Origin of the sequence: Faecalicatena faecalis, assembly GCF_012524165.2 — a bacterium.
Lineage (GTDB): Bacteria > Bacillota > Clostridia > Lachnospirales > Lachnospiraceae > Faecalicatena_A > Faecalicatena_A faecalis.
In genome coordinates this window covers 185,771-210,857 of sequence record NZ_JABACJ020000003.1, presented here as the reverse complement: position 1 = coordinate 210,857, position 25,087 = coordinate 185,771, and the positions used below count along the sequence as shown (strand labels likewise).

21 protein-coding genes are annotated in these 25,087 nt (G+C 44.5%); 17 read left to right on the top strand and 4 right to left on the bottom strand.

Annotated elements, in window-relative coordinates; all coding sequences use genetic code 11:
- The first annotated feature begins 76 nt into the window (after positions 1 to 76).
- Positions 77 to 1,825 carry a sulfatase gene (locus tag HGO97_RS05325; protein WP_216240134.1) on the top strand — a complete coding sequence of 583 codons (1,749 nt, stop codon included), beginning with the start codon at positions 77 to 79 and terminating at the stop codon, positions 1,823 to 1,825.
- A 97-nt stretch (positions 1,826 to 1,922) separates the two neighbouring features.
- Here HGO97_RS05325 and HGO97_RS05320 read toward each other — a convergent pair whose 3' ends face one another.
- The 4 genes from HGO97_RS05320 to HGO97_RS05305 all read right to left on the bottom strand — a co-directional run bounded on the left by HGO97_RS05320 (position 1,923) and on the right by HGO97_RS05305 (position 5,422).
- The gene (locus tag HGO97_RS05320) at positions 1,923 to 2,804 is read right to left on the bottom strand and encodes an Rpn family recombination-promoting nuclease/putative transposase (RefSeq protein ID WP_216240133.1); all 882 of its coding nucleotides are present in this window, start codon (positions 2,802 to 2,804) and stop codon (positions 1,923 to 1,925) included.
- A 334-nt stretch (positions 2,805 to 3,138) separates the two neighbouring features.
- Positions 3,139 to 4,251: an anaerobic sulfatase maturase gene (locus HGO97_RS05315; protein WP_216240131.1), complete on the bottom strand. Its 1,113-nt coding sequence runs from the start codon at positions 4,249 to 4,251 to the stop codon at positions 3,139 to 3,141.
- An 11-nt stretch (positions 4,252 to 4,262) separates the two neighbouring features.
- The gene (locus HGO97_RS05310) at positions 4,263 to 4,841 is read right to left on the bottom strand and encodes a chromate transporter (RefSeq protein ID WP_216240129.1); all 579 of its coding nucleotides are present in this window, start codon (positions 4,839 to 4,841) and stop codon (positions 4,263 to 4,265) included.
- Positions 4,838 to 5,422 carry a chromate transporter gene (locus tag HGO97_RS05305; protein ID WP_216240127.1) on the bottom strand — a complete coding sequence of 195 codons (585 nt, stop codon included), beginning with the start codon at positions 5,420 to 5,422 and terminating at the stop codon, positions 4,838 to 4,840. The genes HGO97_RS05310 and HGO97_RS05305 overlap by 4 nt, the downstream gene beginning before the upstream one ends.
- Positions 5,423 to 5,602: 180 nt before the next feature.
- On the opposite strand from HGO97_RS05305, the gene HGO97_RS05300 reads away from it, so the two are divergent.
- From HGO97_RS05300 to HGO97_RS05225, 16 genes are all read left to right on the top strand, one after another.
- Complete coding sequence (locus tag HGO97_RS05300; RefSeq protein WP_216240125.1) at positions 5,603 to 6,466, top strand: LysR family transcriptional regulator; 864 nt, start codon at positions 5,603 to 5,605, stop codon at positions 6,464 to 6,466.
- 218 nt (positions 6,467 to 6,684) lie between these two features.
- On the top strand, positions 6,685 to 7,371 hold the full coding sequence (locus tag HGO97_RS05295; RefSeq protein WP_216240123.1) for a transaldolase family protein: 687 nt from the start codon (positions 6,685 to 6,687) through the stop codon (positions 7,369 to 7,371).
- A gap of 54 nt (positions 7,372 to 7,425) precedes the next feature.
- Positions 7,426 to 8,283: an NAD(P)-dependent oxidoreductase gene (locus HGO97_RS05290; protein ID WP_216240122.1), complete on the top strand. Its 858-nt coding sequence runs from the start codon at positions 7,426 to 7,428 to the stop codon at positions 8,281 to 8,283.
- A gap of 28 nt (positions 8,284 to 8,311) precedes the next feature.
- Entirely contained in the window at positions 8,312 to 8,977 is a 666-nt protein-coding gene (locus HGO97_RS05285) for a DUF4867 family protein (protein ID WP_216240120.1), read from the top strand.
- A 198-nt stretch (positions 8,978 to 9,175) separates the two neighbouring features.
- Complete coding sequence (locus HGO97_RS05280) at positions 9,176 to 10,912, top strand: solute:sodium symporter family transporter (RefSeq protein WP_216240118.1); 1,737 nt, start codon at positions 9,176 to 9,178, stop codon at positions 10,910 to 10,912.
- Between the two features lie 14 nt (positions 10,913 to 10,926).
- Positions 10,927 to 12,936: an alpha-glucosidase gene (locus HGO97_RS05275; protein ID WP_216240116.1), complete on the top strand. Its 2,010-nt coding sequence runs from the start codon at positions 10,927 to 10,929 to the stop codon at positions 12,934 to 12,936.
- Positions 12,933 to 13,685, top strand: coding sequence for a sulfite exporter TauE/SafE family protein (locus HGO97_RS05270; protein WP_216240114.1), 753 nt, complete (start codon positions 12,933 to 12,935; stop codon positions 13,683 to 13,685). The genes HGO97_RS05275 and HGO97_RS05270 overlap by 4 nt, the downstream gene beginning before the upstream one ends.
- A gap of 15 nt (positions 13,686 to 13,700) precedes the next feature.
- Complete coding sequence (locus HGO97_RS05265) at positions 13,701 to 14,834, top strand: glycerol dehydrogenase (protein ID WP_216240111.1); 1,134 nt, start codon at positions 13,701 to 13,703, stop codon at positions 14,832 to 14,834.
- Positions 14,835 to 14,856: 22 nt separating this feature from the next.
- Positions 14,857 to 16,623, top strand: coding sequence for a dihydroxyacetone kinase subunit DhaK (dhaK, locus tag HGO97_RS05260; protein WP_216240108.1), 1,767 nt, complete (start codon positions 14,857 to 14,859; stop codon positions 16,621 to 16,623).
- Positions 16,624 to 16,652: 29 nt separating this feature from the next.
- Positions 16,653 to 17,993: a fucose isomerase gene (locus tag HGO97_RS05255; protein WP_216240105.1), complete on the top strand. Its 1,341-nt coding sequence runs from the start codon at positions 16,653 to 16,655 to the stop codon at positions 17,991 to 17,993.
- 71 nt (positions 17,994 to 18,064) lie between these two features.
- Entirely contained in the window at positions 18,065 to 19,015 is a 951-nt protein-coding gene (gene hpfH, locus HGO97_RS05250) for a (2S)-3-sulfopropanediol dehydratase activating enzyme (RefSeq protein WP_216240103.1), read from the top strand.
- A gap of 44 nt (positions 19,016 to 19,059) precedes the next feature.
- On the top strand, positions 19,060 to 21,579 hold the full coding sequence (hpfG, locus tag HGO97_RS05245) for a (2S)-3-sulfopropanediol dehydratase (RefSeq protein WP_216240101.1): 2,520 nt from the start codon (positions 19,060 to 19,062) through the stop codon (positions 21,577 to 21,579).
- A gap of 56 nt (positions 21,580 to 21,635) precedes the next feature.
- A complete protein-coding gene (locus HGO97_RS05240; protein WP_216240099.1) occupies positions 21,636 to 22,784 on the top strand; it encodes an iron-containing alcohol dehydrogenase in 1,149 nt (382 codons plus the stop codon).
- Between the two features lie 184 nt (positions 22,785 to 22,968).
- Positions 22,969 to 24,204 carry an ROK family transcriptional regulator gene (locus HGO97_RS05235; protein ID WP_216240097.1) on the top strand — a complete coding sequence of 412 codons (1,236 nt, stop codon included), beginning with the start codon at positions 22,969 to 22,971 and terminating at the stop codon, positions 24,202 to 24,204.
- Positions 24,205 to 24,456: 252 nt separating this feature from the next.
- The gene (locus HGO97_RS05230) at positions 24,457 to 24,621 is read left to right on the top strand and encodes a hypothetical protein (RefSeq protein WP_216240095.1); all 165 of its coding nucleotides are present in this window, start codon (positions 24,457 to 24,459) and stop codon (positions 24,619 to 24,621) included.
- Positions 24,614 to 24,925, top strand: coding sequence for a type II toxin-antitoxin system RelE/ParE family toxin (locus HGO97_RS05225; protein ID WP_216240093.1), 312 nt, complete (start codon positions 24,614 to 24,616; stop codon positions 24,923 to 24,925). Before HGO97_RS05230 ends, HGO97_RS05225 begins: the two co-directional genes overlap by 8 nt.
- The last annotated feature ends 162 nt before the right edge of the window (positions 24,926 to 25,087 follow it).

Here is a 25,087-nt window from a genome sequence, read left to right as displayed (position 1 = left end):
ATTTCAGGAAGGACTTTTCTTCCTTTTATAAAGAAGCGCAATGATTTATCGGATATAGGATAGGAGATAGAGAAAAATGAAAGCGATTATGGTAATGTTCGATTCCCTGAATCGGAAAATGCTAGAGCCTTACGGATGTGACTGGATTCCGACACCTAATTTTCAGCGGCTGGCCGACCGTGCGGTAACATTTGACTGTAATTATGTCGGCAGTATGCCATGTATGCCGGCCAGAAGAGAACTGCATACAGGAAGGCTGAATTTCCAGCACAGAAGCTGGGGACCTTTGGAGCCGTTCGATGACTCCATGCCGGAAATCTTAAAGAACAACGGCATCTATACACATCTGACAACAGACCATCAGCATTACTGGGAGGATGGCGGTGCGACATACCATCACAGATATTCTTCCTTTGATCTGAACAGAGGGCAGGAAGGGGACCCGTGGAAAACCAGTCCGGAGCTTATAGATGCAACGGCTGAGAGAAAGCTGGTCGGCAGGGTCAATTATTTTGATAAAGCAAACCGCGAGTACATCGACAGTGAAGAGAAAATGCCGCAGGCAAGGACTTTTCGGGCTGGGCTTGATTTCTTAGAAAAGAATCATGAAAAAGATAACTGGTTCTTACAGATTGAGACCTTTGACCCACATGAGCCGTTTTTCACACAGAAGGCTTATAAAGAGCAGTTTGCACATGAGTATCAGGGAGAAATGGGAGACTGGCCGCCGTATTATTTTGTGACAGAGGGTGAGGATTCTGTCAGACATATGAGGCTGGAGTATGCATCACTGATTACGATGTGCGACCATTATCTTGGCAAGGTTCTTGATAAGATGGATGAGTATGGTCTGTGGGAAGATACGATGCTGATCGTGAATACAGACCATGGCTTCCTTTTGGGAGAGCATGACTGGTGGAGCAAGTCGATCATGCCTGTTTATGAGGAGATTTCCCATACGCCTCTGTTTATCTATGATCCGGTGAGCAAGGCTGCGGGAGAGCGCAGAGAGGCTTTGACGCAGACCATAGACCTGCCTGTGACGATTTTAGATTTCTTTGGCATGGAGATTCCAAAGGATATGCAGGGAAAATCCCTGTTCCCGGTCATCAGGGAAGGGAAGAAAGTACGGGAATATGTGATATTTGGCTATCATGATGGACACTGCAACCTGACGGATGGAAACTGGGTATACATGAAGGCTCCTCTCGATGGCAGTGAACTGTACGAATATACGCTGATGCCGACCCACATGAACAGTCGTTTCCCGGTATCAGAGCTTCAGGATATCGGACTGCAGGAGCCATTTTCATTTACGAAGGGCACCAGGACGATGAAAATCAGTGCAAAAGCGGGAATGAATGATGCAATCAATTTTGGCACCAAGCTGTTCTGTCTGGAATCTGATCCGAAACAGGAGCATCCGTTGATGGATATTGGAAAGGAGACTGAGCTGGCGAATGAAATGGTCAAGCTGATGCGGGAGAATGATTGTCCGGTCGAGCGGTATGCGAGATTTGGATTCCCGGAACAAGGCGAGGTGACCGAAGAGCACATTCTGGCAGCAAGAAAAGCTGAGACAGAAGACCGGATTCCCGAGGGATTAAAAAATCTGGAGTGGGAACGCGGAGCAGTGAATATGTACCATGTGGTGAAACGATTCCTTGGCGAGGGGGCTGTAAAGGCACAGGAGCTTCTTGTCCAGAAGGCAGAAGAAAATGTAATCACGAGATCCTCTGTCGGAGCATGGATGAGCGAGATCGCGCCGGATGGACTGAAAGATATGCTGTGGTATTTTGCAGCATTGGCAAGCCGGACGGAATAAGGTACAGCAGGTAGAATGAAGCAGATAAAACGGACAGATCGTGGAAAGCTTAAGAGGCTTTTTAAGTATCTGTCCGTTTTATAATTAGAATTTAAAACTATTTAAGGATTTCATTTACCTTATCTATCGTAAGGTTACATAACGCAGCTATTTCTTCCGGTTTTTTTCCCTGCATATAAAGTTTAAAGACCTGGCGGGCACGCTGCTCCCCCATCTGTTCACCCATTTTTAGACCGATTTTTTGTCCAATCTCTTCCCCAGCCTTGCGGCCTCTTTTTTCAGCGCTGCTGATCTGTGTATTATAATCTTTCAAAGCCTTCTCACGGGCTTCATACTCAAGCCTTTTCTGTTCATCAGCACTCAGATTCAACAGGGTCTGATATGCCTCATCGAGATATTCGTTTGTCTTTGCCATACGCTCAAACTCCTCTCTTTTTTTCCCGCTGAAGAACTTCATCCATGCAATGATATCTTCGCCAGTCTTAACTTCCGGCGGGAGCTTCTTTAACTCTAAGATCTGAAGTTCCATTTTATCGGAATAGATACGGTGGGTCTTATCATCGCAGAGATGTATGCATCGGTAACATTCATCATCATCCGGAAAATGGATAAAATCCAGGATACTTACATGGATACATTTCTGCAATTTGTCATAGGATTCGCCCTTTTTAATCTGGCTGGCAAACATTTTGCTTAAGTAGAACAATACCCGTTCGTCCCAGTATTCAAAATATTTCACCTGCATTTCCAGATTCATCTGCGTGCCATCCATAAGCAGAATCCGGACATCCATAATCCCTAGTTTGTCATCCGCAGATTCTTTAGGAAGCAGCGTTGGCAGAAGAGCCGTCTCACGAATATCTTCGGGGTGGACCTTAAGCAGCGCAGCAATAAATCCTTTCCTGACCTTTGCATTCTGCATGAGCTCTTTAAAGCAGAAGTCTACAGTGGGTAACATAATAAAGTTGTCTTTTGTCATAAATCTCCTTTCCTGTGCAGAAAAACGATATCCCCATCCCTCAAAGCACCTGTGTAAAGAAGCTTTTAAAGGGGCTAAAGGGGAAAAACACATGATGAAAAGGAGTGATTCTGATTTGCTATTATCATATCATGAAAAATCAATATGTAAAAGAGAAGAATTCCCTAATGGTCGTATATTTCGTTACTTTCTGCGTAAAAAAATGTTAGTTATTGGAAACAATCGGCGAAATGCCGACTAGAAAAATGAAAGGCGACTGCCTTACGATGTTTCTGAACTGAGTATATCATGTGATTATCAGAAGAGCAATTAGGCAAAGTGACGAATTTGGAAATTAGCGGATTTTCCCGCCAATTTCCATAATTCTCTCATAGCACTTATCAAAGAACATCCGGTACCCTTCACAGAAATAGTTTTCATACAGACCTGTATTCTGATTAAAATCTCGGTTTCTCTGGCACCCGCCTCGACAGAGCCGGTAATATTTACAGTCTTTGCATTTTGCATCTAATTTCATAGAACGCTCTACAAATCCAATTTCTTTACGCCGCTCATTAATATGGTCCATTTTATGCTCGTTAAAGTTCCCGAGACAGTAGTCATCCAGCATATAAAAATCGCAGGGATAGACACTTCCGTCTGCTTCCACTACATTCTGGATTCCGCAGGTCCCCCTCTGGTCGCAGGATTCTGCCATATAGCCCGCAGCCAGTCCGACATAATTTTCAAACTGACGGATATAAGGCTGACAGCCACGTTTTAAATCTTCATACCATAAGTCAAATAATGTAGTCAGGAACTGTCCGTATTTTTCCGGCGAAAGGGAATAAGGTGTCCTTCCATGCCCTTCATCGAGAGGATCAAGACAGGCAATATACTGCTGGTAATTCCAGCCCCGCTTCTGATAGCTGCGGTATATGGCGGTGATGTGATCCGCAATTGCCGGGGTGACAACGGTCAGGATATTGTAATCCACCCCATATTCATCCATAAGCTTTGCCGCTTCGTTGATCCGTTCATAAGTATCACCGCCATTTTTCGTATGACGCAGAGAGTCATGGATTTCTTGTGTTCCATCTACAGAGAGTCCAATAAGAAAATGATTCTCTTTAAAAAATCTGCACCATTCTTCATCAATCACATAGCCATTCGTCTGCAGGGCGTTATGTACCTGAATCTGATTTTTATTATACTGTTTCTGATATCCAACCGCTTTCCTGAAAAAATCCAGTCCCCTTAAGGTCGGCTCCCCGCCCTGATAGGCATAGCTGATCATTCCTTCCGCGCGGAGCATTGTTTTACGGATTATATTTTTCAAAGTCTGCTCGGACATGAATCCGAAAGACTCCTGAGTACGTTTTTGCGCTTCATCACAGTAGAAGCAATAGTCACATGACATATTGCACATACTGGAGGAAGGCTTCATTAAAACACTGATTGCTGGCATGGCGCCACCTCCTATATATGAATCACATGGGTTAGTGTATAATATCCTACTTCAAACCCACCACATAATACCATCACAAGTATCGGATTTAATTTTACCTTACGAAGCAGAACTATTGCAACGATAAAATACACAATCATTCTGATTTCTACATTTCCACTGACAAAAGAAACCGCATTGTTTCTAAAGAAAGCTGACACCAGGATCGTAACGCCTGCATTGGCAATCAATGCCACTACTGCCGGGCGGAGCGCCGAGAGCGTACCCTGGAGCAGGGAGAGGTTCCTATACTTCGTATAGATGAAGGCCAGCATAGTCACGAAAATGCAAGAAGGCAGGATACATCCAAGTGTTGCCACAATTGCTCCTGGTGTGCCTGCAATCTGCGTGCCTACGAAGGTGGCCGCATTGACGGCAATCGGTCCGGGAGTCATCTGTGAAATGGTGACGAGGTCGGTAAACGCATCCAGAGTCAGCCAGTGGTTCAGTGTGACGACCTGCTCCTGGATCAGCGGCATGGCAGCATATCCGCCGCCGAAGCTAAAACATCCAATCTGTAAGAAACTGATAAATAACTTTAGATAGATCATTTTTTCCACCATCCTTTTTCATTGCCTAATGTGCGGATCAGTCCAAACACGGCAACTGTAATAATAATGATCACAACATTGACATTCAGAAAATAGCTGATACAAAAACTGATGACCATAATGACCATATTGATCCAGTCATGTGTTTTCACAACGCCACTTCCCATATCCCAGACAACAGAGGCTATGACGGCACCGACGCCTGCGCTCATGCCGCTTAATACGGCGGAGATATATGGATTGGTGCTGAATGCCTGATAAAATAAGGAAATCACTGATAAAATGACCATTGGTGGTAAGATTGCTCCCAGTACCGAGACAAACACACCCGGAATACCGCATAGCTTGTAACCAACGACGATCGCGCCGTTTACTGCGATCGCACCTGGGGAAGACTGGGCAATTGCCACAAGATCGAGCATTTCTTCTTCATCGATCCAGTGGTAATGGTCCACAAATTTGTCTTTCAGTAAAGTGACGATGACATAACCGCCGCCGAATGTGAATGTACTCAGATATAAGGTTGCAAAGAATAAGGTGAACAGAACATGTTTTTTATTATTCGGATTTAATTCTCTCATGATAATCCCTCCAATTAGTTACAGTATATTCCTGATTGAATTATAAGGCAAATAGTATTATTATATGGTTATATATAATGAATATATTATGAATTTGGGTCCAAAAGGTATTTGCTTTCTATGCTATGTACATATTAATGCATATTATAGAGCACATTTTCACTGAGAAGGAGAAGACAAATGACGTTAAGACATCTGCGGATTTTTCTGGCAGTCTATCAGGAGATGAGTATCACCAAAGCCTCCAAAAAACTGCATCTCGCACAGCCAAGTGTAAGTTTGGCAATCAAAGAATTGGAGGAATTCTATCATATCCGTCTGTTCGACCGAATCAACAGGCGGATTTTTGTGACGGAAAAAGGGGAGGGATTTTACGACTATGCATCTCATATCATTGATTTATTCGATGAGATGGAGAACAGCATGATTTCTCCCGACATGCCGCTTAAGATTTCCATTGGTTCCAGTATTACGATCGGCAGTTATATCGTACCTCAGACAATTGCAGAGTTTCATAAGAAATATCCGGCCTGTGAGGTGAAGGTGAAGATTCAGAATTCCCAGAACATTGTACAGGCAGTTCTAAAGAATGAGCTGGACCTTGGTTTGGTGGAAGATAAGGTTCAGCATGAGCAATTGAAAGCAGTTCCGTTCATGCAGGATGAGCTTTATTTTGTATGCGGGAGCCATCATCCATTGGCAGAAGAGGATTCTCTGACTTTGGAGGACATCTGTGGATATCCATTCTTCATGCGGGAGCCGGGCAGTGCAAGCAGAGAGATTACGGACGGCCTTCTAAAGGCCCACCAGCAAAAGGCCAATATTCAGTGGGAAAGTGTCAGCAATCAGTCTTTGATCCGGGCGGTCGAGGTGAATCCGGGGATTACGGTTCTGTCAGGGAAACTCATTGAGGAGGAAGTGAAAAGAGGGAGCGTTGTGATACTGCCAGTGCACCCGGAAGCTTTCATTCGGAATTTTACATTAATCTATCATAAGAAGAAGTTCATGACACAGGCGCTGGAGGCTTTGGTGTCCTTGTTCTAGGGGAGAAAATGGAGAGTAAAAGCGTAATTATGCAACTTAAACAAAAATGATTAACAAAATTAATTAAAAATGCTGAAAAGAAAATTTGTCTTGTGAAATAGTTGACAGGAATTGGAAATAACGATATACTTTGCTTAAACAAGGGCGGGAAATAAGGCCCTTAAAAATTTAGAATAGTTAATTAATAATTTTAATCAACTAAAATAGGAGGAAGAAAAATGAAGTATTTTCTGGACAGCGCAAAATTGGATGAGATCAAAGAGGCATATCACACATTTGGGATTGATGGAGTGACAACAAATCCGCGTCATATTATGGTGAGTGGAAAACCATTTCTGACAGTTATTCATGAACTTGCAGAGTGGGTAAAGGAAGAGGGAATTGAAGGATATGAGAAGTTCCCGATCTCCGTGGAGATCAATCCACATTTGGATGATGCAGACGAGATGGTCGCAGAAGGAAAGAAAATTGCAGCGATCAGCCCGAACTTTGTAATTAAGATTCCTTGTACACAATCTGGCGTGGAAGCAGCAAGAAGATTAGAAGAGGAGGGCATCCGCACGAATGTCACATTGGTATTCTCCCCAGCACAGGCAATCTGGCCAGGGAAAAACAATTCTCTGTTCGTATCCCCATTCCTCGGTTGGAAGGAAGCAAACGGAGAAGACTGCAAAGCTTATATCCAGAATATCGTAGACATTTACAAAAATTACGGCTTCTATGGAAAGACAGAGATTATCTGTGCAGCACTGCGTACACCGAAGCAGATCGTAGACTGTGCAGTCGCAGGAGCAGATATCGTAACAACAAGTCTTGCAGTATATCAGGACAGCATCAAACATGCATACACAAATCAGGGATTAGATACCTTCCGCAATGCATGGGATAATACAGTAACAGAGTAGTTTCAAAAGCAAGTAATTAAGAATAGAAAGCCGGAACCGGCACAGGAGGTCAGTATGAAAATCGGATTTATCGGACTTGGCATTATGGGCGAGTCTATGTGTGAGAACATTGTAAAAAAACATGATGATACCGTATATGTATTTGATTTTGTAAAAGAAAAGGTAGAGCTGCTTGAGTCAAAAGGCGCAAAGGCATGTAACAGCTCACTGGAGGTTGCCCAGAATGCGGATGTAATCGTATCCATGGTTCCGAAATCAGAGCATTCTATGGCAGTTTATAAGGAAGTTCTTCCGGCTATGGACAGTTCAAAGACCTGCATTGACATGAGCACGATCGACCCGAGCGTATCTGTAGAGATTGCAGAAATGGTGAAAGCCACAGGCGCTCAGTTCGTAGATGCACCTGTTGTGAAATCCAAACCAGCAGCAATCGCAGGAAAATTGGGAATCTATGTGGGTGGCGACGAAGAGGCATATGAAAAAGTAAAACCGATTTTAGCATATATGGGTGAAAATATCATCAGAATGGGAGATAATGGAAAAGGGCTTGTCATGAAGATCTGTCATAATGCATTGGTTTCCCAGATTCAAAATGGTGTGAATGAGACCCTGACTCTTGCAGGTAAGAACGGAATCGATGTGGATCAGTTCACAACTGCGGTATCTTATGGCGGCGGACAGAATTTCTATCTTGACAGCAAGGCGGCTGTGATTAAGAAGGAAGACTACACAACTGCATTCTCTGTTGAAAATATGTACAAGGATGTGAATATCTGCATGAATATGGCAGCAGAATGTGGATTAAATATGCCAGGCGAGGCGGCAGCCAAACAGGTCTATGACAAAGCGATGGAGCTGGGCTATGGTAAGGAAGACTTCTGTGCTACGATTAAGGCAGTACGTCAATCATAACAGGCAGTAAGACAATGGGAGAAAAGCGATGGTAGAGAAGTTAAGCAGTAAAAACAAAATGCCCATTCGAAATGTAACAGACAGCGCATTTGCAAGCTATGGACGGATTGTTACAGGATATGATTTTTCTGAATTGATAGAATACATGGAACAGAAGACCGAAATCCCAGATCAGGGAAATGTTTATGTTGCATCGGTCGGGGAAATGGAACAGACCAGAGCATGTGAGATGATACAGAAAAACTTATATGGCGCGATGCCGGTACAGATTGGGTATTGTAACGGAAGAAATACTACATATAACGGATTCGAGTATCACAAAGGAAGCGAAATCAATGTCGCTGTCACGGATTTTATGCTGGTGCTCGGACATACCTGGGACATCAAAGACAATACGTACTGCGCCGATCAGGCTGAGGTATTCTTTGTCGAAAAGGGAACAGCGATCGAGATGTATCAGACGACGCTTCATCTTTCACCCTGCCGGGTAACGGATGAGGGCTTCAAGGATATCGTGGTGCTGCCTCAGGGGACAAATACACCGCTTAAAGATGCAAAGGACATTTTGGAGCCAGAGAATGTACTGCTGCTTCAGACGAATAAGTGGGTGTTGGCGCATCCTAAGAGAGAGCCTTTGATCAAGCAGGGGGCACATCCGGGATTTCTTGGAGAAAATAAAGAACTGCTTTATTAAAAAAATAGAGCCATAAGAAGGAAAAGAAAATACTGGACATATTTTATACTTATTGACCATTACTGGTTCAATAAGATATACCTTTTCCTACTATGGCTGCTATGAAATATAGTTATTTCAAGATTTATTTTAACATAAAAAAACGAAGAGCGAAATTGTGAGTATGCACAAAAATAGAAAGAACAGGGAGGAAAAACAGTGGAACATTTAGGATTTACACTGGTCACTTTTATACTATTTACGGCACTGGTCGGAGTGATTTCCGGGAAAATCGTTTCGGGCAGTGATAACCAGAAAACTTCAAAAGGATATTTCCTTGCAGGAAATGGACTGGGAGGAACCTTTATTGCCGGTTCTATGCTTCTGACAAACCTTTCAGCAGAAAACCTTGTCGGCCTTTCCGGTCAGTCTTATGGGGCAAATATGTCCGGTATGGCTTGGGAAGCTACTGCTGTAATTGCAACAATTGTAATGGCATTCGTATTTTTGCCATTGTATCTGAAAAAAGGGTATACCACACTTCCGGAATTCATGGAAGAGCGTTATGGAACTCCGATCCGCAGAATGGTATCTGTCTTATTCTTGATCGGTTACCTTTTAGTTGGTATTCCAGTGTGTCTGTATGCAGGTGCAATTGCATTTAACCAGATCTTTGACCTGGGAAGTATTTTTGGAATCAGCTCCGGTACAGCACTTACGATCCTGATTGTATTGGTAGGTATTATCGGTGCGCTTTATGCAGTCGTTGGCGGTATGAAGGCAGTCGCTGTATCAGATACCATCAATGGTGTTCTTCTGGTAGTAGGTTCCGGCCTTGTAGTTATCTTCGGTTTCATCGCGCTTGGAAAAGCGAATGGAGGCGGATTTACAACAGGTGTTGCGGATATCCTGAATAATGCTCCTGAAAAATTAAATGCAATCGGAGGAAAGACAGATCCAGTACCATTTGCATGTATCTTCACTGGTATGCTGCTTGCGAACCTTTTTTACTGGGGCACGAACCAGGTGCTGATCCAGAGAGCATTGGGTGCGAAAAACCTGAAAGAGGGTCAGAAGGGTGTTCTGATTTCTGGTCTGCTCAAGATGATGGTTCCTTTCCTTCTGGTAATGCCGGGAGTCATCGCAGCAAGACTTGTTCCTGGATTAGAGAGCAATGATTTCGCATATCCGACCTTGGTGGCAAGATCACTCCCATGGCCGATTGTTGGTCTATTCTGTGCTGCCCTGTTCGGTTCCATCATTTCTACATACAATTCATTTTTGAATGCTGCAAGTACAGTATTTATGATGGATATTTACAAACCAATTTTCAGACCGGACCTGTCAGAAGAGAAAACAGTAGCGCTTGCTAAGAAGGTTGGATGGGGATTCGCTGTGTTCGCAATCGTATTTACTCCATTCCTGGACGTATTGAGCTCAGGACTGTATGATTTTGGACGAAGCTTTACCGGATTTTACAATATTCCGATCATCACATTGGTGCTTGTCGGAATGTTCTCAAAAAGAGGTTCTTCCCTCGGAGCAGTTTGTGCAACTATATTCCATATCTTCCTGTATTCAGGATATAAGTTCTGGTTCAAGATGATCGATACACCGATTACCAATGCAATCTGCGGAATCAACTACATGCACATTTACGCAATTTCCTTTATCGTGATGCTTGTAATCATCTTTGTATGCAGTAAGATTGCACCGAACGAAAGAGTATTTGATAATTCTATGACACGCAGTGACAACTACGATATGACTCCATGGAAGCACAGAAGCTCCTTTGCAATCTGGCTGGTGTCCTTCCTGGTATATGAATATTTCATGTTCTCACCTGCAGGACTTGCAACACATGACAAGAATTATGTACTGATTATTGGCGTGACAGCAGCGCTTGTGATTGAAACTGTTGTTCTGATACTGAAAGAAAAGAAAAAAAGAGCCTAGAGGAGGTCAGAAGTATGAAGGTTACAGTGGGAAATAATCGTTTTGAACTTGTTTGGAATGGTCAGACAATCTTAGATCATACGGAAGAAAATCCAATGATCTATGTTGGGCATGGTCAGGAAAATGTAGATATGTACAGAGGAAATTACAATATTTCCGATTATGTAGTGGAAAGAAGACCATTAAAGCTGACCAAGGTAGAGGAAAAGGACGGCATGTATCTCCTTGACTTCGAAGGGATGATCGAGGCGGCAGTAAAGACAGAGGACTCTCTGTGTACATTGGATTTCCAGAAGAAGGATGACACAATCAACCGTTTCTGGTTCCGGGTGGCTGCAGATGCAGAGGAAAAATGTTATGGCTGCGGTGAGCAGATGTCCTACTTTAACCTTCGGGGACGGAATTTCCCACTTTGGACTTCTGAACCTGGTGTAGGAAGAGATAAGACAACATATGTGACATGGCGTTCCGATGTGGAGAACAAAGCAGGCGGCGACTATTACAATACAAACTATCCACAGCCGACCTATGTTTCTACCAAGCATTATTATTTACATATGGAATCCACTGCTTATGCAGACTTCAATTTTAAAAATGAGACCTTCCATGAGCTTCAGGTATGGGAAGTCCCAAAACAGATTCGTATCGAGGCAGCGCCTACATTTGTAGAACTGTTAGAGAAGCTTTCCGCCTTTTTCGGAAGACAGCCAGAGCTGCCGGACTGGGTATACAATGGCCTGATTATCGGGGTGCAGGGCGGAAACGAACGGTCTTTTGGACTGCTTGACCAGACATTGGATAAAAACATTAAGGTCTCTGGAATCTGGTGCCAGGATTGGTGCGGAAAAAGAGTGACCTCATTTGGAAAGCGTCTTCAGTGGGACTGGAAATATAACAAGGAAATGTATCCTGATCTGCCAGATAAGATTCAAGAAATCCATGAAAGGGGAATCCGTTTCCTTGGATATGTGAACCCCTACTTAGTGAATGACGGAGTTCTCTACCAGGAAGGGAAAGAAAAAGGTTATTTTGCAACAAAGGCAGACGGCAGCGACTATCTGGTGGATTTCGGAGAATTTTACTGTGGTGTCGTGGACCTTACCAATCCAGAAGCATATGAGTGGTTCAAGGAAGTCATTAAGAAGTATACGCTGGACATTGGAATTGACGGCTGGATGGCTGATTTCGGCGAATATCTGCCGACGGATGATATCTGTCTGTATAATGGCGAATCTCCGATGATCGAGCATAACCATTGGCCGGCGCTGTGGGCAAAGTGCAACTATGATGCGGTCTGCGAAAGCAACAAGCTGGGCGAGGTATTGTATTTTATGAGAGCCGGCGGAATCGGCACACAGAAGTATTGTACACTTCTATGGGCAGGAGACCAATCCGTTGACTTTACGATTCACGACGGACTTGCATCTGTCATCTGTGGAGCATTGAGTGCCGGAATGACAGGCTGCGGTTTAACGCACAGTGACATTGGAGGATATACATCCTTATTCGGCAATACAAGGACGAAAGAGTTGTTCCTGCGCTGGATGGAGATGGCAATGTTCACTCCGGTAATGAGGACTCATGAAGGAAACCGTCCTGATACGAATTTCCAGTATTATGAGGATGAGGACACCATGGACCAGATGGCAAGATTAGTTGATATCTATACGATGTTAAAGCCATATACAAAGGAACTGGTAAAAGAGAATTCACAGACAGGTGTGCCAGTGCAAAGACCTCTGTTCCTTCACTATGAAGAGGATGCAAAGACATATGATATTCAGTATGAGTATCTGTTTGGACGCGATATGCTGGTCGCTCCGGTCTATCTGTCAGAACAGAGCGAGTGGCAGGTATATCTTCCAGAAGATCAATGGATTCATCTGTGGACGGGAAAGGAATATGCAGGCGGAGACATCACAGTAGATGCACCGATCGGATATACACCTGCATTTTATAGAAAAGATTCTGCCTATGCAGAACTGTTTGAGAGCATAAGGGAGAAATATGGAGTGACAAGATGACATATGCAGTATTTTTTATCGTAATTCTACTGACCAATATCATACAGGGCATTACAGGCTTTGCGGGAACGATTCTCGCAATGCCGCCCAGTATTATGCTTGTCGGGTACAGCGTGGCAAAGCCGATTTTAAATGTACTTGCTATATTTTCGGGGGTATATGTCTTTATGACCCATGGAAAGCATGTGAACTGGAAGGAACTGCGGAAAGTAGCGGCAGTCATGATATTAGGAATTGCCGCAGGAATCTTCCTCAAATCGCTGTTCGTGGGAAAGGAGAGCCTTTTATATAAGTGCCTCGGCATATTTGTGATTGTCCTGGCGGTCCAGGGCTACTACAGACAGATAAAGCCGAAAATGGAGACACCAGAAAATGTACCGGGCATGGGGAAAAAAGGAACGATCCAGTCATATTCCCTTCTGGTGGGAGCGGGAATCGTACATGGAATGTTCGTGTCCGGAGGCCCGCTGCTGATTGGATATTTATCCAAAGTGATCAAGGACAAGGTGAGTTTCAGAGCTACGATATCTACGATATGGATTATTTTGAACACCATCATTTTATTTGATGATATACATGCCGGATTCTGGAATGCAGAGCTTATCAAGCTTACGTTGATCGCACTCCCATTTTTGATCGTAGGAATGGCAATTGGCGCCAGACTTTATAAAAGTATGAGCCAGATGCTTTTTATGAAGCTTACATACGTACTTCTGTTTATTTCAGGAATCTCGCTGTTGGTAAAATAAGGAGAGTTTTAAATTATGAGAAAAGCATATATATGCCCTACAAAGTATGTTCAGGGCGAAGATGAAATTTTAAATTTAGGATATTTTATAAAGACATTCGGAACATCCGCTCTTTTAATCGCACACCCAGATGATGTGAATCGCGTGAAAGCAAAATTGGATGCGACTGCCGAAAAGTTCGGCGTGACATTTGTAGAAAGCGGATTTCATGGCGAATGCTCCAGACAGGAGGTCTTAAGACTGCAGGAGCTTGCAAAGGAGAAAAATTGTAATTGTACGATCGGCCTTGGCGGCGGAAAAGCCATCGATACCGCAAAATGTGTTGCCGAGGGAGATGCACTGATCATCGTTCCGACAATTGCTGCGACAGATGCACCGACAAGTCATTCAGCAGTTCTTTACACACCAGAGGGAGCATTTGATGATTATGCATACTTCAAGCAAAGCCCAAGTGTCATACTGATTGATACGACAGTCATTGCAAATGCACCGACAAGATTCCTTGTTTCTGGAATGGGGGACGCACTTTCTACCTATTTTGAGGCCCGTGCAAATGTGCAGTCTTACACAAAGGTAAATGCGGGACTTCCATGTGGTTACAGAGAAGGTGTATGCGGTGAGGCCAGAGGCACAAATGCAGCGTTCGCACTTGCAGAATTATGCTATCAGACCTTGATGACAGATGGGATCAAAGCAAAGATCGCTTCAGACGCCAACATGGTGACTCCTGCCCTGGAAAATATCATCGAGACGAACATTCTGTTATCTGGAATCGGATTTGAGAGCGGCGGATTGGCAGCAGCACATGCGATTCACGACGGCCTGACGATTCTGGAAGGAACTCATAAATATTTCCATGGTGAGAAGGTGGCATTTGGAACACTTGCACAGCTCGCGCTGGAAAACGCACCTGAAGAAGAGATTCGGGAAGTTCTTGACTTCTGTACTGCAGTCGGCCTTCCAATCTGCCTGGAGGATATCGGTGTGGACCAGATCAGCCAGGAGGAGCTTATGGAGGTCGCTGCGAAGGCATGTATTCCAGAAGAGTCTATCTATGCGATGCCATTCCCGGTAACAGTCGAATCAGTCGCTGCAGCAATCCTGACCGCAGATGCAATCGGGAAAAGCTATAAAGCCGGGAGTTTTTAAGCAGGGGAGATAGGAGTTCTTTATGAAAAAGATTATAAATAAACCGGAAACTGTTGTGATTGAAATGTGCAGCGGAATCGCAATGGCACATCCGGAAGTGGAATTTGTTGAGAAATATAAGATCATTAAAAAGAGAGACATCAATCCGAATAAGGTCAGCTTGATCAGTGGAGGCGGAAGCGGCCATGAACCTGCGCATGCAGGATTTGTTGGAAAAGGAATGCTGGATGCAGCGGTGTGCGGAGATGTGTTCGCCTCACCGTCACAGATTCAGGTATATCAGGCAATTAAGGAGACTGCAAGTGACAAGGGAACCCTTTTGATCATTAAGAATTACAGCGGTGACATGATGAATTTTAAGAATGCTGCATACTTGGCATCCGAGGATGGCATTGCTGTTGATTATGTGAAGGTGGATGATGATATTGCGGTACAGGACAGCTTGTACACGGTAGGACGCCGCGGGGTGGCTGGAACTGTTCTTGTGCATAAGATCGCAGGTGCTGCAGCAGAGGCTGGAAAGAGCCTGGCAGAAGTGAAGGCAGCAGCTGAGAGTGCCATCGCCAATGTAAGAAGCATTGGATTTGCCTTCAGCTCCTGTACAGTGCCGGCAAAAGGAACACCGACCTTCGAGATCGATGAGACAGAGCTGGAATATGGAGTAGGAATCCACGGCGAGCCGGGAATCAAAAGAGAAGAGATCGTCAGTGCAGATGAGCTGGCAGAAAGAATGACAAATGCACTTACAGAGGAATTAAAGCTGACGGATGGGGACGAGGTCACACTGCTCGTCAATGGATTTGGAAGTACTCCACTCATGGAGCTGTATCTGTTAAATAACTCCGTTTCCCGCGTATTGGCAGAGAAGAATGTGAAAATCTACCGGACATTTGTTGGAAATTACATGACAAGCATTGATATGCTGGGCGCGTCCGTATCTATTATGAAGATGAACGATGAACTGAAAGAATTACTGGACAGCGAAAGTGATGCTCCGGCATTTAAGGTGTCTGGACCCGTGGAAAGTGTTCCTTACGTGAACATGAAAGCCAAGAGTCAGGAGAACCGCGAGGTACATTATGGAATGGATACAGAGGAATCCTGTGCAGTGATTCGAAATCAGAAAATCAGTCTGGACAATCTCGTCTATATCGTGGATAAAATGAGTGACTGCATTATCCGCAACGAGGTCCCATTCTGTGAGCTGGACTCTCATGCAGGGGATGGGGATTTCGGCATGAGTGTGGCAAAAGGCTTCAAACAGCTAAAACGCGAATGGCCGGAGATTCTTGAACATTCAAAGGATACCATCGGCAACTTCTTAGATGCCTGCTCTATGGTAATCATGGAATACTGTGGAGGGGCTTCCGGTCCGATCTGGGGTTCTGCTTTCCGCGTAGCGGGCAGAAGTGCAGGCAGCAAAACAGAGCTGACTACAGAGGAATTTGCAGCAATGCTTCAGGCTGCGGCAGCGGGAATTCAGAGCACTGGGGAACGTTCCTTTGGACGCGGTGCAGTAGTCGGCGATAAGACCTTGATCGATGCACTTGTTCCTTGTGCAGATGCCTGGTCAGAAAACGCTGGAAAAGCTGCGGGGGTAAAAGAGCTTTTTGCTCTTGGAGCTCAGGCTGCTGCTGCGGGCGCAAAGGCGACAGAAGATATTGTTGCCAGAATGGGACGTGCAGGAACAGTCGGTGACAGGAGCCTGGGATATCCAGATGCAGGGGCTTATGCATTGGGCGTGATTTTCACAGAGATATCAGAAAGTCTGACAGAGGAAAATGAGTAACTTTATAGGAAAAGAAGGTGGAATTTATTATGTCAAAATTTCAAGTTGCGTATATTCCAGTCGGGGTACCTACGTTTCATTTAGAGAGTGCCCAGGTGGAATTTGAAAAATCTATAAAAACAATATCATCTATTACAGAGGATGGTGTATACCCGGATAAAATGCTTCTGAGCATCGATGATTTATGCAGTTTTCTGGATATGATCGATCCGGGACTGGTCATCCTGCAGAATATTACTTTTGCGAACTCAGCTTATGCAAGTGAGGTTCTGAAGAGATTTTCCTGCCCGGTATTACTCTGGACACTGCGTGAACCAGTGATCGACGGCGGCCGGCTTCGCCTCAATTCTCTGACAGGGGCATATTCAGCAGCAAATGCACTGATGTCTTTTCGGGATGGTAACTTTGAATATATATTCGGTGGTCCAGATGAGGAAAAGGTGAAGGCAAAGCTTCAGGCAGCAATAAAGGCAGCCAAGTTAAAGCAGGATCTGACACAGCTAAAAATGGCTTCGGTCGGACACACACCGCAGGGCTTCGGTTTCGGACGTGCACTGGACATTGATATGCTGAACACATTTGGTGTAACATTGGATTCAATCGAAGCAAGAGAATTGATCGACCAGGCCAAGGCATACACAGACGAGGACTGTGAAGAATACTTAAAAGAAATGAAGGGTTGTACAGTTGGTCTGGAAAAGACGCCGGATCAAAATCTGAAAGATTTTGCAAGGCTTTGTAAGGCGTATAAGGACTATGTCGTGAACAACAATATAGGAGCACTTTCTTCCCGCTGCTGGCCTGATTTCTTTACTGCGTTTGGTACTCCGGTCTGTGCAGTGCTGGCAATGCTCAATGACCTGGGGGTTGCGGCAAGCTGTGAGGCGGATGCATATGGTGCATTATCCATGTATATGGGAATGAACCTGACAGGGAATGCGGTCTTCTTCGGTGATCCAGTATCCTTGGATGAGGAGGAGAACACGATTACATATTGGCACTGTGGAACAGCAGCCTGCTCCTTGGCTCATCCGGCAGAAGGCGCACAGATCGGCGTTCATCCGAACCGCAAGATCGGACCTGCTATGGATTTTGGATGTAAGCCATGTGAAAAAGTCACCATCTTCCGTGTGGGAAGAAAGGCAGACGGAAGCTTCCGTTTCTTCCTGTCATCAGGGGAGGCTCTGGACAAACCGAAACAGTTTATCGGAACGTCTGTTGTTGTAAAAACAAAGAATGCATCGATCGATGTTGTGAATCAGAGTGTCCTCGATGGATGGGAGCCGCACTTTGCCGTGATCTACGGAGATGTAAAGGCTGAACTTGAGATTTTGGGACATATGCTGGGTATCGAAATCTGTGAATACTGATGTAATGCAAATCCCATACTTTTCTTCTGGTATGGGATTTCTTATATGGCAATGGAGGAGAGAAACATAAAATGGCACAGCAGGGAAATGTATTTAATATTCAGCGGTTTACCATTCATGACGGACCGGGAATGCGCACAGAATTATTTTTAAAGGGATGCCCGCTGCGGTGTGAATGGTGCAGTAACCCGGAAAGCTGGACATCCTCTGTACAGCCGGGGGTATATAAAACGAAGTGCATATCCCAGAAAAAATGTGGGATGTGTAAGGAGGAATGTCCAAAGGAGGATGTTCTGCAATTCGTCAGAGGAAAGCTTACTTCCATTGACCGCAGTAAATGTACGAATTGCCTTGCCTGTTATCAGGCCTGTCCGTCGGATGCAATCAAGCAATGGGGGAAATGGATGTCTGTCGATGAGTGTATGAAGGAGATTAAAAAAGATCTCGGATACTATGAACGCTCTGGCGGAGGGGTCACTGTGTCAGGCGGGGAGCCCCTGCTTCAGAGCGATTTTGTGGCAGAGCTTTTTAGCAGGTGCAAAGACGAAGGAATCCAGACGTGCCTTGAGTCCACATTCTGCACAGAATGGGAGGAAGCAGAAAAGGTCCTTCCGTATACGGATATCGTGATCTCGGATTTGAAACATATGAGTTCCGAGGTCCACAGGAAATATACAGGGGTAACGAATGAACGGATTTTGGATAACCTAAAAAGACTGGCTGACGGGCATAGAGAGCTGATCCTGCGGATTCCGGTGATTCCAGGAGTCAATGATGACAGAGAGAATATAGAAGCAGCGGCTGATTTTATTATCAGAGAGCTGAAAGGAAATGTCAGGACACTGCAGCTTTTGAGCTTTATGCGTCTGGGAGAGGAAAAGTACCAATCCCTGGGCATCCCATATAAGATGGAACATGTCAAGATCAACAGGAAGTCCTTTCAGAAACATGTGGAGGAGCTGGCAGACTATTTTAACAGCAGAGGAATCCACTGCCTGGTCGGCACAAAAGAGAAGCAGTAATATAAGCTGCATGAAAATATTATTATGACAAAGGAGGAACATCCATGAGTTTAATTCATACAGATGCATGCGGAACGGAGCCTTTTGACAAGACATATAGTCTGGGCTATCAGGTACATCATAAGGACTGGTCTCCGTTTCCGCGTGTCAACCATCTTAGACAGACCTTTCTTGACCGTCCTTATGAAATCGATGTGGAAAGATTAAGACTGGTCACAGAAGCATATAAGGAACATGAGGGAAGCCCGCGCAAGCTTCAGTGCGCATATGCTTTTGAGAATGTTCTGCTGAACACGCAGTTATTTATTTATGACGAGGATTTGATTGTGGGTGAGATTGCAGCACCGGCAAAGGCATCCCCTATTTATCCCGAATTTTCCGTACACTGGATCATAGATGAAATTCTCCACTCCCCATTTGAGGAAAGGGAGCATGACCAGTTCTATATCCGAAACGAGGAGGAAAGACAAGAAATCCTTGAATTATGTGCATATTGGGAAGGCAGGACTGTTGCGGATCTGATTGAGTCCAGACTGGATGAGGATCAGATAAAAGGGTCTGAGGCAGGAAAGAAAATCTTCCAGACCAATCTCTATCATTTTGCGGGCACAGGACATCTGGCAATCGATTACGCGAAGCTTTTGAGAGTCGGGTATAACGGATTGATTCAGGAGGCAGAGGAGCATCTGGCAAATCTGGATATGAGAGACCCGGAATATGCAGACAAGAAAGAATTTTATCAGGCCATGATCATCATGCATAAGGCTGCCAAAAAGTACATCCTGCGTTATGCTGAGCTTGCAAAGGAACAGGCAGAGAAAACAGCAGATGCAAAAAGGAAAGAAGAATTATATGCAATAGAAAAGAACTGCCGCCAGATTGCAGGAGGTCCGGCCAGGACCTTTTGGCAGGCAATGCAGCTATTCAACCTTGCAACAACATTGATCCAGGTAGAGAGCAATGGGCATTCCATTTCTTATGGACGAATGGACCAGTGGCTATATCCATATTACGAAGCGGATATGAAGAATGGGACCATCACCAAAGAGTTCGCCCTGGAATTGATCGAAGTGGAATATGTGAAGATGAATAATCCGACCAAGTTAAAGGATAAGGGCAGTATGGCGGTCCGCAACGGAAGAGGGTTCGGCGGTGAGAGCCTGACGATCGGTGGTGTGGACCGGGACGGAAAGGATGCCACAAATGATCTGACCATGCTGATGCTGGAAGGGTCCGCACATACCCGGATGATGAATCCCTGGGTCTGTGTAAGGATGCATGAAAAGACACCATATGAGCTGAAGGTAAAAACGGTGGAATGTATCCGTGCCGGTTATGGACATCCGAAGCTTTTCAATGATGCTTCCGCAATTAAGGGCATGCTGCGAAAGGGCATGACGCTGGAAGAGGCAAGGGATTACTGTGTTGTCGGCTGTGTGGAGATCAGTCTTCCGGGAAAAGAGTATGGCTGGCATGACGCAGCGTACGTGAATACTGCGAAGATGATGGAAATGGTCTTAAATGGTGGACGCTGCCTTGACTGCGGTCCGCATTGTGCAAGGTGGGAACGCTGCGGTGCTCTTGGAAAACAGATCGGACCGGACACCGGAAGCCTGGCGTCATACAAGAGCTTTGACGAGGTGTTAGAAAGTGTAGACAAACAGTTTGAATACTGGACCAATCAGATGTGCAGCAGCCTGTGCATCATTGATAATGCACACAGGGCCAGAAAGCCGCTGCCGTATTTGTCCGCATTTTATGAGGACAGCATGGCATCCGGCAGGGACCTGACAGAAGGCGGGGCAAAATATAATGGAATCGGACCACAGGCCAGCGGAATTGCGACCTGTGCAGATTCACTGGCGGCGATTAAGCAGCTTGTATTTGACGAGAAGCGCTGTACCGGAGAAGAGCTGCTTCAGGCTGTGAAGGATAATTGGAAAGGGCACGAAAAGCTGTATGCGCTTGTCAATAGTTCGAAGGTACATCATTATGGCAATGATGATGATTATGCGGATGAACTGTTCAAGTTCATGTTTGAGTGCTACTGCAGACATATCCGTGGAAGGAAGAATCCAAGAGGCGGAGAGTTCAGCCCAGGGGTCTATTCTGTCAATGCAAATGTAGCCATGGGGATGAATACCAACGCTTCCGTGGACGGAAGGAAGGCCGGGGAAGCAATTTCTGACAATATGGGACCTGTACATACGGATGGCGGTTCCCACGATCTGAATGGTCCTACGGCAATTGTAAATTCTCTTGCAAAAGTGGATCACAGTCTTGCGACCAATGGCACACTGATGAATCTGAAATTTTCACAGGAAGCAGTTGCCGGTGTGGAAGGAAGAGATAATCTGATCAGCTTTATTGAGGAATATATGGCGAAAGAGCCGATGCATGTCCAGTTTAACATTATGAGCTCAGAAACAATGCGCGCGGCACAGAAGAAGCCGGAAGACTACAAAGACATGCTCGTGCGCGTTGCAGGGTATAGTGCATATTTTGTAGAACTTGGGAAGCCGCTGCAGAAGGATCTGATTCAGCGGACAGAATTGCACTTTTAGAGAGCATCAAGAGAGTAATAAAAGGTAGAGCCGCAATTTGAAAAGGAGAGAAAATAATGAAGGAATTCAATTTTAAAATACCACAAAATATCCAGTTCGGAATGGGAAGTCTGAAAAAGCTTCCTGAAATCCTAATGGAGAATCAATCAGACCATGTCTTCCTGATTTCTGACAGGGGACTGGAGAAAATCGGAGTCGTAAAGAAAATACAGGATATCATAGAAGCAGGTGGAATAAAATGCACCTCCTATCTGGATGTGATTCCCAACCCAACGGTCACGATTGTGAATGAAGCGACTGCGCTCTATAAGGAGTGCGGGGCAACGAGTATGGTAGCACTTGGCGGAGGCAGTTCTATGGATGTGGCAAAGGCGGTCGGAGTACTTGCCAAATATGGCGGGGAAATCACTGATTATGAGGGGAATCATAAAGTTCCGGGGCCGATTGTACCGATGATTGCGATTCCGACGACTGCTGGAACCGGAAGTGAAGTGACAGCATCTGCCGTGATTACAGACGAATCCAGAAATTATAAACTGTCTGTATTCAGTTATGAGAATCTTCCGAAATATGCAATCCTGGATCCAGAACTGATTATGACTGCACCTGCATCCATTGCTGCTTCCTGCGGGGTAGATGCATTGATTCACGCAATGGAAGCATATATTTCGACCAACGCATCTCCATTTTCAGATGCTATGGCTGAAAAAGCAATGGAATTGATCGGAGGAAATATCCGCCGTTTCGTAGCCAACAGGAAGGATGAAGAGGCCGCATGTGCTATGATGGCAGGCTGCAATTTTGCAGGTATTGCTTTCGCATGGGCAAGGCTGGGAAATGTGCATGCCATGAGCCATCCGGTCAGCGCATACTTCAATGTTCCTCATGGGGTAGCAAACTCGATTCTGCTTCCGACTGTGATGGAATACAATGCCCTGGCAGATCATGGACGTTATCAGGTCATTTATAATTATATTTGTGAAGGGGCCAAAGTAACAGAGGACTTTAGGGCAGAGATGTTAGTAGAAGCGCTGAAAAAGCTGAATAGAGACCTTGGAATCCCAGAGACACTCTCAGAGGTAGGAGTGAAAGAGGAGATGATTCCTGCCATGGCAGAGGATGCGATGAAGAGTGGAAATATCCCGGCCAACCCAAGGCAGACAAGCCTGAAAGATATCATTGCATTATATCACAAGGCATTATAGATTCAGGTGAAAAAGGCGGTGCGAAGGTGCACTTTTTAAGAGTATGGAATTTGATCGGGCTGCAGGAAGCGGGGAAAGCAATCCCGAATTCTTAGTTTTCATTTAGTTTGTTCCATGATATAATTTTTCTATAAAATATCAGTTTACCGGTAAGACGGGAAATTAGTTCGAGGAGAAGATGAGTATGGCACGGCAGGCGGGCATTAACCTGGAAAATGTAAAAATCAGAAATAAATCAACGGTTTTAAAATTACTGAATCGAAAAGGTGCGATGTCCAGAAAGGATATTGCAAAGGAGGTAGGGCTGACGCCCGCTACCGTGACAGTACTTTGTACAGAGATGATCGAAGAAGGAATCCTGCAGGAAAAGGGAGAGATGCAGGAGGAACGGCGCGCAGGCAGAAGGAAAATCTTGGTGGATATAGCATATGGATGTAAATGTGTCGTTGCAGTCAGCATTGAAAGTAAAAAGACCTATATCTCTGCCTGCGACCTAAAAGGGAACCTGATCAGTGGAAAAATCATAAAAACAGATACATCTATTGCGCCAATAGAGTTCCTTAAGATCATTGAAAAAGAATGTAAGGTACTGCTGTGGGAGAATGAAATAGAGCAGCGCAGCGTGCTCGGTATGGGCATCTGTATTCCTGGAATCGTAGACCGGAACCGTGGTATCAGTATCCGTGCATACGGGATATGGAAGGAAGAGGTAAGGATCAAAGAGATCATGCAGGAAGCTATGTCCTGCCCGGTGATCGTGGAGAATAATATCAAGGCATTCGCAGAAGGAGAGCTTTTGTACGGTGCCGGACGGACTGGGGACAATCTACTGTTCGTAAAGTGGGGGCCGGGTGTAGGTTCTGCAATTGTAACACAGAACCAGATTTATGAGGGAAAGGATCACAGGGCAGCAGAAATCGGCCATTATATCATTGAGCCAAACGGAGAGCTCTGCCACTGTGGAAGACGCGGATGCCTGGAAACGAAAGTTTCGACGGAGGCCATTATAAAGCGGATTCGGTCCATATATTCAAAGGAACATACTCCACGCCTCTATGAGAATACAGGTGGTGATATCGAGCTGATTTCAGAAAGCAATTTTACGGAATGGGCAGAAAGTGGAAATGAACTGGACATGTCTGATGAAGAGGTGGTAAAGATTCTTCATAAGAGCATAGAGCGTTTGGCCAGGACCATTGTAAATATGATGACCATCCTGGCACCGGACAGTACGATTCTATTCGGATTCATGCTTGAGAATGAAGAGATACGGAAGATATTTATGGAGTACTGCCAGCAGTATGATAGTACCTACACAGAAGAATATATCCAGAAATCAGAATTAAGCCGGAAAATCTACTATATAGGGGCAACTGCTATTGTAACGAGACAGTATTTCTTTGAACCGAAGGACTCTTGATGTAACGCTGATAAGCTGCGGGAAACCGCAGCTTTTATTTTGTATATGTTAAAAACTTTACATTAGGCATTGCTCAAAATCTGGAGAATTTAGAGATAAAACAGAACCGGATTAAGGTGATAGATTCGACATTATGTGGAATGTCTGGAGGGGAAGAAGCGAATGAAGAGAAAGTAGTGGATATTTGGCGGTGGATTAAGTATAATAAATATAAACCAGATAACTTAATTCAATTTAGAAAGATGTGATCGTATGATAGCAGTTAAAGAAAAGGATGCTAAAAATATTAAATATACCAGTAAGTTAGAGTTATACCGTCTGATTGGAGAAGGCTACAGGGCCATGGAAGAAGGTCGGGAAAGTACAATAGAGGAAGTGGAAGAACGAATTCGGCAAAGGAGAGCAGAGCGTGTCTAAAGTTGTGGTTACTGAGCCTGCGGAATATGATTTGGTAGAAATAGAATATTATATTCATGTCCATTTATGTAACCCGGAGGCAGCTTTACGCATTGTTGATGGAATCTTGAATAAAGCGAAGCAACTCAGCTACTTCCCCAAGGAACATCCATATGTGACAGATGATTTGCTCGGCAGGGTAGGAATCCGAATGACTACTTTTGATAATTATAATATTTTTTACTATTATGATGAAAAGATGGACACAGTACATATAATTCGCATCTTATATAATAAGGCAGACTGGAAAGATATTCTGAAGTAAAAATTATTTACTGATGTGTCGAGAAAGTAAAATTTTTTGAAAATTGAATAACATTAATATGCAAGGGTAGGGTCATCACACTAAGTTTATGTAGTGTGATGACCTTGCTTTTATGTCATTTTTTATAATATAGTATTTAATGAACTATAAGCATATGTAAAT

Excerpts from the sequence above, each read along its gene's own strand:
- HGO97_RS05275 (WP_216240116.1), top strand. The coding sequence starts at position 10,927 with ATGAAGGTTACAGTGGGAAATAATCGTTTTGAACTTGTTTGGAATGGT.
- HGO97_RS05315 (WP_216240131.1), bottom strand. The coding sequence starts at position 4,251 with ATGCCAGCAATCAGTGTTTTAATGAAGCCTTCCTCCAGTATGTGCAAT.
- HGO97_RS05230 (WP_216240095.1), top strand. The coding sequence starts at position 24,457 with ATGATAGCAGTTAAAGAAAAGGATGCTAAAAATATTAAATATACCAGT.
- hpfG (WP_216240101.1), top strand. The coding sequence starts at position 19,060 with ATGAGTTTAATTCATACAGATGCATGCGGAACGGAGCCTTTTGACAAG.
- HGO97_RS05300 (WP_216240125.1), top strand. The coding sequence starts at position 5,603 with ATGACGTTAAGACATCTGCGGATTTTTCTGGCAGTCTATCAGGAGATG.
- HGO97_RS05290 (WP_216240122.1), top strand. The coding sequence starts at position 7,426 with ATGAAAATCGGATTTATCGGACTTGGCATTATGGGCGAGTCTATGTGT.
- HGO97_RS05235 (WP_216240097.1), top strand. The coding sequence starts at position 22,969 with ATGGCACGGCAGGCGGGCATTAACCTGGAAAATGTAAAAATCAGAAAT.
- HGO97_RS05320 (WP_216240133.1), bottom strand. The coding sequence starts at position 2,804 with ATGACAAAAGACAACTTTATTATGTTACCCACTGTAGACTTCTGCTTT.
- HGO97_RS05325 (WP_216240134.1), top strand. The coding sequence starts at position 77 with ATGAAAGCGATTATGGTAATGTTCGATTCCCTGAATCGGAAAATGCTA.
- HGO97_RS05255 (WP_216240105.1), top strand. The coding sequence starts at position 16,653 with ATGTCAAAATTTCAAGTTGCGTATATTCCAGTCGGGGTACCTACGTTT.
- HGO97_RS05305 (WP_216240127.1), bottom strand. The coding sequence starts at position 5,422 with ATGAGAGAATTAAATCCGAATAATAAAAAACATGTTCTGTTCACCTTA.
- hpfH (WP_216240103.1), top strand. The coding sequence starts at position 18,065 with ATGGCACAGCAGGGAAATGTATTTAATATTCAGCGGTTTACCATTCAT.
- HGO97_RS05270 (WP_216240114.1), top strand. The coding sequence starts at position 12,933 with ATGACATATGCAGTATTTTTTATCGTAATTCTACTGACCAATATCATA.
- HGO97_RS05240 (WP_216240099.1), top strand. The coding sequence starts at position 21,636 with ATGAAGGAATTCAATTTTAAAATACCACAAAATATCCAGTTCGGAATG.
- dhaK (WP_216240108.1), top strand. The coding sequence starts at position 14,857 with ATGAAAAAGATTATAAATAAACCGGAAACTGTTGTGATTGAAATGTGC.
- HGO97_RS05265 (WP_216240111.1), top strand. The coding sequence starts at position 13,701 with ATGAGAAAAGCATATATATGCCCTACAAAGTATGTTCAGGGCGAAGAT.
- HGO97_RS05310 (WP_216240129.1), bottom strand. The coding sequence starts at position 4,841 with ATGATCTATCTAAAGTTATTTATCAGTTTCTTACAGATTGGATGTTTT.
- HGO97_RS05285 (WP_216240120.1), top strand. The coding sequence starts at position 8,312 with ATGGTAGAGAAGTTAAGCAGTAAAAACAAAATGCCCATTCGAAATGTA.
- HGO97_RS05295 (WP_216240123.1), top strand. The coding sequence starts at position 6,685 with ATGAAGTATTTTCTGGACAGCGCAAAATTGGATGAGATCAAAGAGGCA.